A 13925-nucleotide genomic window follows, 5' to 3' on the forward strand; every position below is an offset into this window, starting at 1 on the left:
ACCATGAAGATAAAAAGCTTACGTTGGTGGGTAGTGGGGTTGATGATCATTGGCCTGATCATCAACTACCTGGCCCGCAATACCCTTTCGGTGGCTGCGCCCACCATGATGGTCGAGATGAACATGACCACCGAGGAGTACTCCTGGGTAGTGGTGGCCTGGACCCTCGGCTATGCCGTGATGCAACCTGTGGCGGGGTACATCATCGACGCCATCGGTATCAAATTGGGCTTCGCCCTCTTCGCCATCGCCTGGTCGATCTCCTGTGCCCTGGCGGCATTGGCGACTGGTTGGCAGAGCCTGGCGTTCTTCCGCGGGCTGCTGGGCATGACGGAGGCCGCCGGTTACCCTGCTGGCATCAAGACCACTGCTGAATGGTTCCCGGCCAAGGAGCGCTCGGTGGCGCTGGGCTGGTTCAACATCGGTTCCGCGCTGGGCGCGCTGTTGGCGCCACCCCTGGTAGTCTGGGCAATCCTCAGCAGCGGCTGGCAACTGGCGTTTATCATGACCGGTGTGTTCGGCCTGATCTGGGGCGGGTTGTGGCTATGGCTCTATCATCCGCCAGCGGAGCATCCGCAGTTACATGCCGAGGAGCGCGACTATATCTACGCCGGCCAGGAGGCGAAGTTTCGCGACCAGCCCAAACAAAAGGCGCAGTGGCGCAACGTGCTGAAACGGCGCAACTTCTATGCAGTGGCCATCGCCCGGTTCATGGCCGACCCGGCCTGGCAGGTGTTCAATGCCTGGATCCCACTGTACCTGATGCATGAACGCGGCATGGACATCAAGCAGATCGCGCTGTTCGCCTGGCTGCCGTTTCTGGCCGCAGACCTGGGCAGCGTGGTGGGCGGCTACCTTTCACCGTTTTACCATCGCTACTTCAAGGTATCGCTGTTCACCTCGCGCAAACTGGTGATGGTCACCGGCTGCCTGTGCATGATCGCACCCGGCTGCGTAGGCTTGGCCGGCAGCCCCTATACCGCGATCATGCTGCTGTGCGTGGGCGGGTTCGCGCACCAGATGTTGTCCTGCGCGCTCTACTCGATGACCTCGGACTCCTTCGACAAGAACGACGTCGCCACCGCTGCGGGCTTGATCGGTATGTGCGGGTTTCTGGGGGCCGCGCTGTACACGGCGATCATGGGCGTATTGGTGACCAAGATCGGTTACGGACCGCTGTTCGCCGCACTGTCGGCATTGGACCTGTGCGCTGCGGCGGTGATCATGTTCATGGCCCGGCCTGAGAAGCCGGCGGAGCAGGCAGAGGAAGTGGAAGAGGGGAGGTGGCCCAAGCCTGCGTGACATCCCGTAGTCGCTGGTAAAGCCTGCGCAAGGGCCGTACCTGAGACGCCGCTGTGAGCAAAAACGAAAACCCCCGTGTCGCTAGGCGAGCACGGGGGGGTTCGATTCAGCGGTTGCCGTGGAGCCCACGGCCGCCCGTCAGACGTTGAAGCGGAAGTGCATCACATCGCCGTCTTTGACGATGTAGTCTTTACCTTCCAAACGCCACTTGCCGGCTTCCTTGGCGCCACTTTCACCCTTGAACTGGATGAAGTCGTCATACGCCACTACTTCAGCGCGGATGAAGCCTTTTTCGAAGTCGGTGTGGATCACGCCAGCAGCCTGTGGCGCGGTGGCGCCAATGCGGACGGTCCAGGCGCGTACTTCCTGCACACCGGCAGTGAAGTAGGTCTGCAGGTTAAGCAGCTCGTAACCGGCGCGGATCACGCGGTTCAGGCCAGGCTCTTCCAGGCCCAGGGCCTCGAGGAACATGTCCTTCTCTTCACCGTCGTCCAGCTCGGCGATTTCGGCTTCGATCTTGTTGCACACCGGTACCACGACCGCGCCTTCTTCCTCGGCGATGGCCTTGACCACGTCCAGGTGCGGGTTGTTGTCGAAGCCGTCTTCAGCGACGTTGGCGATGTACATCACAGGCTTGCTGGTCAGCAGGTGGAAGCCACGGATGACGGCCTTTTCGTCGTCAGCCATGTGCTTCATCAGGCTGCGCGCAGGCTTGCCTTCGGTGAAGTGCGGGATCAGCTTTTCCAGAATGGCCTTTTGCGCCAGGGCTTCCTTGTCGCCACCCTTGGCGTTGCGGGCAACCTTCTGCAGTTGCTTCTCGCAGCTGTCGAGGTCGGCGAAGATCAGTTCGAGGTCGATGATCTCGATGTCACGCTTGGGGTCGACGCTGTTGGAAACGTGGATCACGTTCTCGTCTTCGAAGCAGCGCACCACGTGGGCGATGGCGTCGGTCTCGCGGATGTTGGCGAGGAACTTGTTGCCCAGGCCTTCACCTTTCGAAGCGCCTGCCACCAGGCCGGCGATGTCGACGAATTCCATGGTGGTCGGCAGGATGCGGTTAGGCTTGACGATCTCTGCCAGGGCAGCCAGACGCGCGTCGGGCATCGGCACGATCCCGCTGTTCGGCTCGATGGTGCAGAAAGGGAAGTTCTCCGCCGCGATGCCAGACTTGGTCAAGGCGTTGAACAGGGTGGACTTGCCGACGTTGGGCAGGCCGACGATGCCGCAATTGAAACCCATGGGTATTCCCTCTCTAGGAAATCAGGCCTTCTGGCTGTGCAGCTCGCGCATCGCCTTGGCGAAATCGCCAGCGAGGACATCTGGCAGCACGCCGAGGGCAAAATCGATGCTGGCGTCGAGCTTCTCCTGCTCGGCGCGCGGCGCGCGGCCCAGGACGAAGTTGGAGACCAGTTTGGCGTCACCCGGGTGGCCGATGCCAAGCCGCAGGCGGTGGAAGTCGTTCTGGTTGCCGAGCTGCGCGATGATGTCGCGCAGGCCGTTGTGCCCGCCATGGCCGCCGCCGCGTTTAAGCTTGGCGACGCCCGGAGGCAGGTCGAGTTCGTCATGCGCCACCAGAATCGCTTCCGGCTTGATGCGGAAGAAATTGGCCAAGGCCGCCACGGACTGGCCGCTACGGTTCATGTAGGTGGTGGGGATGAGCAGACGAACGTCGTTGCCCTGATGGCTGAATTTAGCCGTCAGGCCGAAATACTTGCGGTCAGCGGTCAGCGAGACGCGCTGGGCGCTGGCAATGCGTTCAACGAAAAGAGCCCCTGCGTTATGCCGGGTCTGTTCGTATTCGGGGCCGGGGTTACCCAGGCCAACGATCAACTGGATGGCGGTCACGTCAGGGGCTCTTCCTTGGAGTTGGTGGGTTACAGGGCGCGCGGCACTGTAACCCGATCAACACCGGCGTGCGAGTGGATTACTCGGCAGCGCCTTCTGCTTCTGGAGCAACGCGTGGCGCGTGAACGTTGGCAACAGCCTTGTCATCACCGTGGGCCAGAGCGACGAACTCTACGCCTTTCGGAGCTTTCAGGTCCGACAGGTGGATGATGGTGCCGACTTCAGCGTTAGCCAGGTCAACTTCGATGAACTCAGGCAGGTCTTTGGCTTCGCAGGAAACTTCGATCTCGGAAACAACGTGGGAGATCTCACCGCCTTTCTTGACCGGCGCTTCTTCGCCGATGAAGTGAACCGGAACCTTGGCAGTCAGCTTCTGGCCAGCAACGACGCGAACGAAGTCAGCGTGCATGATGAATTGCTTGGCTGGGTGACGCTGCATGGCCTTGACGATGACGTTTTGCTTGGCGCCGTCAACGTTCAGCTCGATCACGTGGCTGTAGGCAGCTTCGTTTTCGAACAGCTTGGCGATTTCCTTCGACACGATGGTCAGGGATTGCGCTTCTTTATCGCCACCGTAGACAACGGCAGGGATGCTCAGCGAGTGACGCAGGCGGCGGCTCGCACCTTTCCCCAGGTCAGTACGCACTTTGGCGTTCAGCGTGAAATCAGTCATTTTGTTTCTCCAAAATAGCCTCCCGAGGGCGTTTGCGACCAGCGCCAACGGGAATGGCAAAAAAGCCCCGCCCCAACAAATGCTGGGGCGGGGCGCTTCACATCAACACGTGTTCCGCTTAGCGGAACATCGCGCTGATCGATTCTTCGTTGCTGATGCGGCGTACCGCTTCAGCGACAACCGGTGCGATATCCAACTGGCGGATACGGTCACAGGCTTGAGCAGCGGCGGACAGCGGAACGGTGTTGGTCACCACCAGCTCGTCCAGTACCGACTTCTCGATGTTCTCGATCGCGCGGCCCGACAGGACAGGGTGCGTGCAGTAGGCGTAAACCTTGGCAGCGCCGTGTTCTTTCAGGGCTTTGGCCGCGTGGCACAGGGTGCCGGCGGTGTCGACCATGTCGTCTACCAGGATGCAAGTGCGCCCTTCGACGTCGCCGATGATGTGCATCACCTCGGAGTGGTTAGCCTTCTCGCGGCGTTTGTCGATGATACCCAGATCGACACCCAGGGACTTGGCAACGGCACGTGCGCGCACGACACCACCGATGTCCGGGGAGACGATCATCAGGTTCTCGAAACGCTGGTCTTCGATATCGTCGACCAATACGGGCGAGCCGTAGATGTTGTCGACTGGGATATCGAAGAAACCCTGGATCTGGTCAGCGTGCAGGTCGACGGTGAGTACACGGTCGATACCCACGACAGTGAGCATGTCAGCGACAACTTTGGCGCTGATGGCTACACGTGCCGAACGCGGACGGCGGTCCTGGCGGGCGTATCCGAAGTAAGGAATCACGGCGGTGATTCGGGATGCTGAGGAGCGGCGGAAGGCGTCGGCCATCACTACCAGTTCCATCAGGTTATCGTTGGTCGGGGCACAGGTCGGCTGAATAATGAAGACGTCTTTACCGCGGACATTTTCATTGATCTCAGTGCTGATCTCGCCGTCGGAGAATTTACCGACAGAGACGTCACCGAGAGGGATATGCAGCTGACGTACGACACGCCGAGCCAGATCGGGGTTAGCGTTCCCCGTAAAGACCATCATCTTGGACACGCGCAGTACCTGAAGGCTGAGGGTATACCTGGATGAGTATAGGAAAATGGCAGGGGCGGCTGGATTCGAACCAACGCATGGCAGGATCAAAACCTGCTGCCTTACCGCTTGGCGACGCCCCTGTATCTGTTGCTGCGAGCGCTAGGCACTCGACTTCTTGACCAGACTTTGCAGCTTGCGATGCAACATCGAAACATTGCTTCCTTTCGCCACAAACCCTGTTTGGGTCGCTGAAAGAAGGGCCAGAACTTTATCAGCTTCGGCTTTGCTTGGGAAGGCCCCAAACACACAACTTCCAGTGCCGGTTAATCGAGCTTCAGTGAATTTGCCCAGTGAATTCAACGCATTGCGAACTTCTGGGTAACTCTGCTCTACCACCGGTTGGCAGTCATTTCGACTGTTTCCCTCGGGAACGGGGCGCATCTTAAGGGGGAGGGAATCACGTGTCAACTGCGGATGTGAAAAAATTTCTACAGTACTGACAGACACTTGCGGCACCAGCACGACATACCAGGGCTCGATCGGGTCGACCGGGGTCAGTTGCTCGCCCACACCCTGGGCGAACGCCGCGTGGCCGCGCACGAACACCGGCACGTCGGCACCGAGGGTCAGGCCCAGGCCGGCCAGGCGATCTTCATCCCAGTCCAGCTGCCACAAGTGCGCCAGCGCCAGCAGCGTGGTCGCGGCGTCCGAGCTGCCGCCGCCGATGCCACCGCCCATGGGCAAGACCTTGGTCAGCCAGATGTCGGCGCCAAGGCGGGTGCCGGATTGTTCCTGCAATTTGCGCGCGGCACGCACGATCAGGTTGCTGTCGTGGGGCACCGCCTCGATGTCGGTGTGCAGGCGGATCACGCCGTCTTCACGCAGGGCGAAGCTCAGCTCGTCGCCGTGGTCGAGAAACTGGAAGACGGTCTCCAGCTCGTGGTAACCGTCCGGGCGGCGGCCGATGATGTGCAGCCACAGGTTGAGCTTGGCCGGGGCGGGCAGGGTCAGGGTGGTCATCGATCAGTGCCCCAGCTGGCGCGGCTGCCAGTCCTTGACCACCAACGTCACGTCGAGGTCCTTGCCGTGCAGTTTCAGGCGCTCGGGCAACCAGTAGCCGTTCTGCTCGGTATAGCTCAGGTACTGCACCTGCCAGCCATCCTGTTGCAGGCTGGCCAGGCGGCTGTCGCCGTCCAGGGTCAGCTGGCTCTTGCTGTCGGGCGCGGGCAGGCCGCGTACCCACCAGACCAGGTGCGAAACCGGCAGTTGCCAGCCCAGTTGTTCTTCCAGCAGTGCTTCCGGGCTGGTGGCTTCGTAGCGGCCCTGGTTGGCCACTTCCAGCACCACGCCGCCGGGGCGGCCGGTCAGGCGGGCAGCGCCACGGCCCAATGGCCCGGCCAGGCGGATGTCGTAGTAGTCCTGGCGCTGCAGCCAGAACAGCGTGCCGCTGCCGGAATCGCGCGGGGCGCGGATGCCGACCTTGCCGCTGATCTGCCAGCCATCGAGGGTACTGAGTTGCTCTTTGTGCTGGCGCCACTGCTGCGGGTCGCCATGGCCTTGCAGGGCTTCACGGCTACCGAAGCCGGCACAGCCCGCGAGCAGGGCGATCAGGGTGAAGGTGATGCAATGGCGCAGGAACATGGCGTTAAAGGGTCTCTGATCCGGTCAGGCGCAGTACGGTCTTGCGCAGGATGGGGCTGTCGGGCTGGGCTTCGAAGGCCTTGGCCCAGACCTGGCGGGCTTCGCGGCGCTTGCCGTTGGCCCACAGGACTTCGCCCAGGTGCGCAGCCACTTCGTGGTCGGGGAAGCGTTCCAGGGCCTGGCGCAGGTAGCCTTCGGCTTCGTCCAGGTTGCCCTGGCGGTAGGCGATCCAGCCCAGGCTGTCGAGCACCGCCGGGTCATCCGGGGTGAGCTGGTGGGCCTTGTCGATCAGCGCCTTGGCTTCGGCGTAGCGGGTGGTGCGGTCGGCCAGGGTGTAACCCAGGGCGTTCAGGGCCATGGCGTTTTCCGGCTCGCGGTCGATGATGGCGCGCAGGTCTTTCTCCATCTGCGGCAGGTCATCACGCTTTTCGGCCAGCATGGCGCGGGTATACAGCAGGTTGAGGTCGTCCGGGTAACGCTGGATGCCTTGTTGCAGCACCTGGTTGGCCTGGGCGTCCTTGTTGTTGTTGCTGTAGCTTTCCGATTCGATCAGGTACAGCTGGATGGCATAGTCCGGCTGGGCCTCGCGGGCTTCGGCGAGCAGGCGCGAAGCCTCGGTGCCGCGGCCGTTGGCAATCAGGATGTCGGCCTGGCGCAGCTGCGCCGGCAGGTAGTCAGGGCCGGTGCCGACCAGGGCGTATTCGCGCAAGGCGCCTTCGGGGTCGTGGCGCTCCTCGCGGATGCGGCCCAGGTTCAGGTGGGCGGCGTCGACGTTGCTGTCGCGCTCGACCAGCTCCTGCAGGTAGCCCTCGGCTTCATCCCAGTCTTTGTTTTCCAGGCATACCAGTGCCAGCGAGTAGCGCAGCTCGTCATCCTCGGGGTACTGCTGGACCAGGCTGATGAACTCACCTTTGGCATCGGCGATGCGGTCCTGCTCAACCAGGGTACGGGCGTAGGTCAGGCGCAGGCGTTTGTCATCCGGGTTGTCGCGGATCGCACCACGCAGCAGGGGCAGGGCCTCTTTGCCGCGGTCGAGCGCTTGCAGCAGGCGGGCACGCAGCAGAATCGGGGCGATCTCGCCGTTTTGCGGTGGGTGCGCCTCGAGCAGTTCGAGCGCTTCTTCTGCCTTGCCGTCCTGGTTCAGCAGGAGCGCTTTGCCGAACACCAGCTGGCTGTTTTCCGGGTACTTGACCAGCAGGCGTTCGAAGCTCTGCAGCAAGCCGTCGCGGGTGCTCTGGTCGGTCTCGGCGGCCGACAGGGCGAGGAAGTCGAAGTGGGTATCGCCCTGGCCCTGCAGGACTTTTTCCATGTAGACCATGGCGTCGTCGTAGCGACCGGCGCGGGCCAGCTGGATGGCGGCGGCGCGCTGGGCGTCGAGGTTGTCCGGGTCGTTGCGGGCCCAGATCAAGGCGTTTTCCAGGGCCGGCTCGTCGGCGCCGAGGTACTCGGCGATGCGGTAGGCGCGTTCGGAAACGCCAGGGTCCTGGGTTTTTTCGGCCTGGTCGGCGTAGTTGGCCAGGGCGATGTCGAAGCGGTTGCGCTGGCCGGCCAGCTCCGCCACCAACAGGCTATAAAGGGTGTCTTGCTTGAACGAACCGTACACCACGGTTTTTTCGGCCTCGCCCTTGCCGGCTTCGGCAGCGGGTGGCTCGGCTTTTTGCGGGGCCAGGCTCTGGCAACCCTGGAGCAGGGCGAAGGCAAGCAGCAGTGCGTAGTGTCTGTTCATAGAAAGGCTTAAAAGGACTCACCGGCGGTCGGAGCATGATGACACAAGCGCGGGGGCAAACCCACCTGCGAAGCATTTGCTTAACTGCGACCATGGCAGGGGCGCCCAGGTTCCGCCACCTGTGTGGGGGGGTGGCCTGTGGGGGCGGCCTTGGGTCGCGAAAGGGGTGCGTAGCGGCCCCAGGTTTTCAGGTTTGTCAGAGATATTGCCGGGGCCGCTGCGCAGCCCTTTCGCGACGCAAGGCCGCTCCTACACGACAATAGCGAACGGTGGTTGTTCTAAAACCTGCGAAAGAGGACAATTATCGGCTTCTCGTCACAACCAGCGACCTTGCATGGCCTTTCTTGCACTTGGTATCAACCATAAGACTGCCTCGGTAGACGTACGCGAGCGCGTGGCGTTTACCCCAGAGCAGCTGGTGGACGCCCTGCAACAGCTCTGCCGACTGACCGCCAGCCGTGAAGCGGCGATCCTGTCGACTTGCAACCGTAGCGAGCTTTATATAGAGCAGGACCACCTGTCTGCCGAGGCCGTACTGCTGTGGCTGGCCGATTACCACCGGCTGAGCCTGGATGAACTGCGCGCCAGCGCCTACATCCATGAAGAGCACGATGCGGTGCGGCACATGATGCGCGTGGCCTCTGGCCTCGATTCGCTGGTGCTCGGCGAGCCGCAGATCCTCGGCCAGATGAAGTCCGCCTACGCCGTGGCGCGTGAGGCCGGTACCGTTGGCCCACTGCTCGGGCGCCTGTTCCAGGCCACCTTCAGTGCCGCCAAACAGGTGCGCACCGACACCGCGATCGGCGAAAACCCGGTTTCGGTGGCGTTCGCCGCGGTGAGCCTGGCGCGGCAGATCTTCAGTGACCTGGGCCGCAGCCAGGCCCTGCTGATCGGGGCCGGCGAGACCATCACCCTGGTCGCACGCCACCTGCATGAACAGGGTGTGCGCCGGATCGTGGTGGCCAACCGTACCCTGGAGCGTGCCAGCACGCTGGCCGAACAGTTCGGCGCACATGCCGTGCTGCTGGCCGACATCCCCCAGGAACTGGCCAACAGCGACATCGTCATCAGCTCCACCGCCAGCCAGTTGCCGATCCTTGGCAAGGGCGCGGTCGAGAGCGCGCTGAAACAACGCCGGCACAAGCCGATCTTCATGGTCGACATCGCCGTGCCGCGTGATATCGAACCCGAAGTGGGCGAGCTCGACGACGTCTACCTCTATACCGTCGATGACCTGCACGACGTAGTCGCAGAAAACCTCAAGAGCCGCCAGGGCGCGGCCCAGGCTGCCGAAGAGCTGGTGTCGGTGGGCGCCGAAGACTTCATGGTGCGCCTGCGCGAGCTGGCTGCGGTGGACGTGCTCAAGGCCTACCGCCAGCAAAGCGAGCGCCTGCGCGATGAAGAGCTGCAAAAAGCCCAGCGCCTGCTGGCCAACGGCGGCAACCCCGAGGACGTGCTGGCCCAGCTGGCCCGGGGCCTGACCAACAAACTTCTGCACGCGCCCAGCGTGCAGTTGAAAAAGCTCTCGGCCGAGGGCCGCCTCGATGCGCTGGCCATGGCCCAGGAACTCTTTGCCCTCAACGAGGGCTCGACGGACAAATCCCTGCAATGAAAGCGTCGCTGCTGAACAAACTGGATATTCTCCAGGACCGCTTCGAAGAACTGACCGCACTGCTCGGTGACGCTGAGGTCATCAGCGACCAGACGCGTTTCCGTGCTTATTCCCGCGAATACGCCGAAGTCGAGCCGGTTCACACGGCCTATCAGGCATGGCGCAAAGTCCAGGACGACCTTGAAGGTGCCCAGGCGCTGCTCAAGGACAGCGACCCGGATATGCGCGAAATGGCCGTGGAGGAAGTGCGCGAAGCCAAGGAGCAACTGCTGGCGATGGAGGCGCAGCTGCAACGCATGCTGCTGCCCAAGGACCCCAACGACGGGCGCAACGTGTTCCTCGAAATCCGCGCCGGCACCGGTGGCGACGAGGCGGCGATCTTCTCGGGTGACCTGTTCCGCATGTATTCGCGCTACGCCGAAAAGCGTGGCTGGCGCCTGGAGATTCTGTCCGAGAACGAAGGCGAACACGGCGGCTACAAGGAAATCATCGCCCGCGTCGAAGGCGAAAACGTTTACGGCAAGCTCAAGTTCGAGTCTGGCGCGCACCGTGTACAACGGGTGCCCGAGACCGAGTCGCAGGGGCGCATCCACACCTCCGCCTGCACCGTGGCCGTGCTGCCCGAACCGGATGAGCAGGCAGTGATCGAGATCAACCCGGCCGACTTGCGCGTGGACACCTACCGCGCTTCCGGGGCCGGTGGCCAGCACATCAACAAGACTGACTCGGCGGTTCGCATTACTCACTTGCCCACCGGTATCGTGGTCGAGTGCCAGGAAGAACGCTCGCAGCACAAGAACCGTGCCCGTGCCATGTCCTGGCTGTCGGCCAAGCTCAATGACATGCAGACCAGCGCCGCGCAAAATGCCATCGCCAGTGAGCGCAAGCTGCTGGTGGGCTCCGGTGACCGCTCCGAGCGTATCCGCACCTACAATTATCCACAGGGCCGGGTAACCGATCACCGCATCAACCTGACCTTGTATTCGCTGGACGACATCCTTGCCGGTGGCGTCGACGCCGTGATCGAACCGCTGTTGGCCGAATACCAGGCCGATCAACTGGCCGCCCTGGGGGACTGATGACCATCATCGCCAGCTTGCTGCGCAATGCGCAGTTGCCCGAATCGCCCACCGAGCGGCTGGACGCCGAACTGTTGTTGGCCGCAGCCATCGGCAAGTCGCGCAGCTACCTGCATACCTGGCCCGAGCGCATCGTCAGCAGCGAAGCGGCCGACACTTATGCCGGTTACCTGCAGCGCCGCCGCAGCGGTGAGCCGGTGGCGTATATCCTTGGGCAGCAGGGGTTCTGGAAGATCGACCTGGAAGTGGCACCGCATACGCTGATCCCGCGCCCGGACACCGAGCTGCTGGTCGAGACCGCCCTGGAGCTTCAGCCTGCGACACCTGCCAAGGTGCTCGACTTGGGCACCGGCACCGGGGCCATCGCCCTGGCCCTGGCAGGCGACCGCCCGGCCTGGCAGGTGATGGCGGTGGACCGTGTCGAGGAGGCCGCCGCGCTGGCCGAGCGCAACCGCCAGCGCCTGGGGCTGGGCAATGTGCAGGTGCGCGTCAGCCACTGGTTTGACCAACTCGGCGGTGAGCGTTTCGACCTGATTGTCAGCAACCCCCCCTACATTGCCAGCGAAGACCCCCACCTGGCCGCTGGCGATGTGCGTTTCGAACCCAGCAGCGCACTGGTGGCAGGTGCCGATGGCCTGGACGACCTGCGGGTGATCATTGCCCAGGCGCCGCAGCACTTGCTGCCAGGCGGTTGGTTGCTGTTGGAGCATGGTTATGATCAGGCAGCGGCGGTGCGCGCCTTGCTGACTGAACAAGGCTTTGCCGAGGTTGCCAGCCGCATCGACCTGGGCAGCCATGAACGCATTACCCTGGGGCGCCTGCCATGCTGAGTGATCAGGAACTGTTGCGCTACAGCCGTCAGGTGCTGCTGGCGCAGATCGATATCGACGGCCAGTTGCGCCTCAAGCAGAGCAAGGCACTGATCGTCGGCCTCGGTGGGCTGGGTTCACCTGTGGCGCTGTACCTGGCTGCGGCGGGCGTGGGCGAGCTGCACCTGGCAGATTTCGACACCGTCGACCTGACCAATCTGCAACGCCAGGTGATGCACGACAGCGACAGCGTCGGCATGAGCAAGGTGGACTCGGCGCTGCAGCGCCTGGGGGCGATCAACCCAGAGATCAGCCTGGTCGCCCACCGCCAGGCGCTGGACGAAGACTCGCTGGCCGCAGCGGTGGCTGCGGTCGACCTGGTGCTGGACTGCTCCGACAACTTTTCCACGCGCGAGGCGGTCAATGCCGCCTGCGTCGCTGCTGGCAAGCCGCTGGTCAGTGGGGCGGCGATCCGCCTCGAGGGCCAGCTTTCGGTGTTCGACCCACGGCGTGACTACAGCCCGTGCTACCACTGCCTGTACGGCCATGGCAGCGAGGATGAACTGACCTGCAGCGAAGCCGGCGTGATCGGCCCGCTGGTGGGGTTGGTCGGTAGCCTGCAGGCGCTGGAAGCCATGAAACTGCTGGCCGGGTTCGGCGAGCCACTGGTGGGCCGCCTGCTGCTGATCGATGCCCTCGGCACGCGCATACGTGAACTGCGGGTCAAGCGCGACCCGGCCTGCGCCGTCTGCGGCAAGCGCGATGGCTGAGCGTTCGGCGCCGATTGGCGTGATGGATTCGGGGGTCGGCGGTTTGTCGGTACTTGCCGAGATCCAGCGCCTGCTGCCCAACGAAACCCTGCTGTATGTGGCCGATTGCGGTCATGTGCCCTACGGTGAGAAGTCGGCGGACTACATCCGCCAACGCTGCCGACGCATTGCCGAATTCTTCCAGCAGCAAGGTGCCAAAGCCATGGTCCTGGCCTGCAATACTGCCACGGTGGCAGCTGTTGCCGACCTGCGCGAGCTGTACCCGGTGTGGCCGCTGGTGGGCATGGAGCCTGCGGTAAAGCCTGCAGCCGCCGCCACCCGCTCCGGTGTGGTCGGGGTGCTGGCCACTACCGGGACCTTGCAGAGCGCCAAGTTCGCGGCATTGCTCGACCGCTTCGCCAGCGATGTACGGGTGGTCACCCAGCCTTGCCCAGGGCTGGTAGAGCTGATTGAAACCGGTGACCTGGGCAGCCCCGCGTTGCGCCAGTTGCTACTCGGGTTTGTGCAGCCACTGCTGGATGCCGGCTGCGATACGCTGATTCTTGGCTGCACCCACTACCCCTTCCTGCGCCCCTTGCTGGCCGACATGGTGCCGGCAGACGTGGCCATCATCGATACCGGCGCCGCCGTGGCGCGCCAGTTGCAACGGCTGTTGGACACCAACGACCTGCTCGCCGAGGGCCCGGCACTGGATACCCGCTTCTGGACCAGTGCCGACCCGCAAACTCTGAGAAAAATCCTACCGTTGCTGTGGCATAAGTCCGACAGTGTGCAAAGCTTTGCGTTGTGAAAAAAACGTCAAAAGCAGCTGAACTATCGTACCACTGCCGATTTCTACCGATTTGCCTGGCAAGAGGCGAACACTAACAACAGCATCAGGAAGAAGGATGTTTCTTATGAGGAAACTGCTCGGCTTGGCGGCGGCTGCCGTCTTTACCTTGGGGCAAGTGGGGTCGGCGCAGGCTGCCGATGTTTCATTTTCGGTGGGGCAGACCGGTGACTCGACCATGGTCTACCGGCTGGGGTTGCAGTCGAACTGGGAGGCAAGCTGGTGGCAGACCAGCGTTGGCCGTCTCACCGGTTATTGGGATGGGGCTTATACCTACTGGCAGGGTGACGAGACGGCGAGCAACCACAGCCTGTCGTTTGCGCCGGTGTTCGTCTATGAGTTTGCCGGGGAGTCGGTGAAGCCTTATATCGAGGCGGGCATCGGTGTCGCGGCCTTCTCCAGCACCGAGCTCGAAAGCAACGAGCTAGGCTCGGCGTTCCAGTTCGAGGACCGGATCGGTTTCGGTTTACGCTTTGCCGGTGGGCATGAGATTGGTGTGCGCGCCATCCACTATTCCAACGCCGGTATCAAGCAGCCCAACGATGGTGTGGAGAGTTACAGCCTGCATTACCGTATGGCCTTGTAACCCTTCTGCTT

14 protein-coding genes and 1 tRNA gene are annotated in these 13925 nt (G+C 62.9%); 7 read left to right on the forward strand and 8 right to left on the reverse strand.

Annotated elements, in window-relative coordinates; translation table 11 throughout:
• Window positions 1–3: 3 nt before the first annotated feature.
• Window positions 4–1302, forward strand: coding sequence for an MFS transporter (locus NP534_RS06320; protein WP_274098195.1), 1299 nt, complete (start codon window positions 4–6; stop codon window positions 1300–1302).
• Window positions 1303–1440: 138 nt separating this feature from the next.
• Here the strand turns inward: NP534_RS06320 and ychF are convergent, their stop codons facing one another.
• From ychF to NP534_RS06360, 8 genes are all read right to left on the reverse strand, one after another.
• Entirely contained in the window at window positions 1441–2541 is a 1101-nt protein-coding gene (gene ychF / locus NP534_RS06325) for a redox-regulated ATPase YchF (protein WP_033701333.1), read from the reverse strand.
• 21 nt (window positions 2542–2562) lie between these two features.
• Window positions 2563–3147 carry an aminoacyl-tRNA hydrolase gene (pth, locus tag NP534_RS06330; RefSeq protein ID WP_008099045.1) on the reverse strand — a complete coding sequence of 195 codons (585 nt, stop codon included), beginning with the start codon at window positions 3145–3147 and terminating at the stop codon, window positions 2563–2565.
• Between the two features lie 79 nt (window positions 3148–3226).
• Window positions 3227–3820 carry a 50S ribosomal protein L25/general stress protein Ctc gene (locus NP534_RS06335; RefSeq protein WP_274098169.1) on the reverse strand — a complete coding sequence of 198 codons (594 nt, stop codon included), beginning with the start codon at window positions 3818–3820 and terminating at the stop codon, window positions 3227–3229.
• A 118-nt stretch (window positions 3821–3938) separates the two neighbouring features.
• Window positions 3939–4880: a ribose-phosphate pyrophosphokinase gene (locus tag NP534_RS06340; RefSeq protein WP_003247410.1), complete on the reverse strand. Its 942-nt coding sequence runs from the start codon at window positions 4878–4880 to the stop codon at window positions 3939–3941.
• A 47-nt stretch (window positions 4881–4927) separates the two neighbouring features.
• Window positions 4928–5002: transfer RNA gene (locus NP534_RS06345), tRNA-Gln, on the reverse strand.
• Window positions 5003–5021: 19 nt separating this feature from the next.
• The gene (ispE, locus tag NP534_RS06350) at window positions 5022–5882 is read right to left on the reverse strand and encodes a 4-(cytidine 5'-diphospho)-2-C-methyl-D-erythritol kinase (protein ID WP_274098170.1); all 861 of its coding nucleotides are present in this window, start codon (window positions 5880–5882) and stop codon (window positions 5022–5024) included.
• Between the two features lie 3 nt (window positions 5883–5885).
• The gene (gene lolB / locus NP534_RS06355) at window positions 5886–6503 is read right to left on the reverse strand and encodes a lipoprotein insertase outer membrane protein LolB (RefSeq protein WP_274098171.1); all 618 of its coding nucleotides are present in this window, start codon (window positions 6501–6503) and stop codon (window positions 5886–5888) included.
• Between the two features lie 4 nt (window positions 6504–6507).
• A complete protein-coding gene (locus tag NP534_RS06360; protein ID WP_274098172.1) occupies window positions 6508–8229 on the reverse strand; it encodes a tetratricopeptide repeat protein in 1722 nt (573 codons plus the stop codon).
• A 334-nt stretch (window positions 8230–8563) separates the two neighbouring features.
• Here NP534_RS06360 and hemA point away from each other — a divergent pair, with 334 nt between their 5' ends.
• The 6 genes from hemA (at window position 8564) to NP534_RS06390 (ending at window position 13914) form a co-directional block, all read left to right on the forward strand.
• Window positions 8564–9841: a glutamyl-tRNA reductase gene (hemA, locus tag NP534_RS06365; RefSeq protein WP_033701328.1), complete on the forward strand. Its 1278-nt coding sequence runs from the start codon at window positions 8564–8566 to the stop codon at window positions 9839–9841.
• Window positions 9838–10920 carry a peptide chain release factor 1 gene (prfA, locus tag NP534_RS06370; RefSeq protein ID WP_186660275.1) on the forward strand — a complete coding sequence of 361 codons (1083 nt, stop codon included), beginning with the start codon at window positions 9838–9840 and terminating at the stop codon, window positions 10918–10920. The genes hemA and prfA overlap by 4 nt, the downstream gene beginning before the upstream one ends.
• On the forward strand, window positions 10920–11750 hold the full coding sequence (prmC, locus tag NP534_RS06375; RefSeq protein WP_274098173.1) for a peptide chain release factor N(5)-glutamine methyltransferase: 831 nt from the start codon (window positions 10920–10922) through the stop codon (window positions 11748–11750). Before prfA ends, prmC begins: the two co-directional genes overlap by 1 nt.
• On the forward strand, window positions 11744–12499 hold the full coding sequence (locus NP534_RS06380) for a molybdopterin-synthase adenylyltransferase MoeB (RefSeq protein ID WP_033701323.1): 756 nt from the start codon (window positions 11744–11746) through the stop codon (window positions 12497–12499). The genes prmC and NP534_RS06380 overlap by 7 nt, the downstream gene beginning before the upstream one ends.
• The gene (murI, locus tag NP534_RS06385; protein WP_274098174.1) at window positions 12492–13289 is read left to right on the forward strand and encodes a glutamate racemase; all 798 of its coding nucleotides are present in this window, start codon (window positions 12492–12494) and stop codon (window positions 13287–13289) included. The genes NP534_RS06380 and murI overlap by 8 nt, the downstream gene beginning before the upstream one ends.
• 106 nt (window positions 13290–13395) lie before the next feature.
• Window positions 13396–13914 (forward strand): acyloxyacyl hydrolase, encoded by a 519-nt coding sequence (locus NP534_RS06390; protein ID WP_274098175.1) that lies wholly within the window; start codon window positions 13396–13398, stop codon window positions 13912–13914.
• Window positions 13915–13925: the final 11 nt, after the last annotated feature.

It is taken from the genome of Pseudomonas sp. 39004, from assembly GCF_028682155.1.
In the GTDB taxonomy this organism is placed as follows: domain Bacteria; phylum Pseudomonadota; class Gammaproteobacteria; order Pseudomonadales; family Pseudomonadaceae; genus Aquipseudomonas; species Aquipseudomonas capeferrum.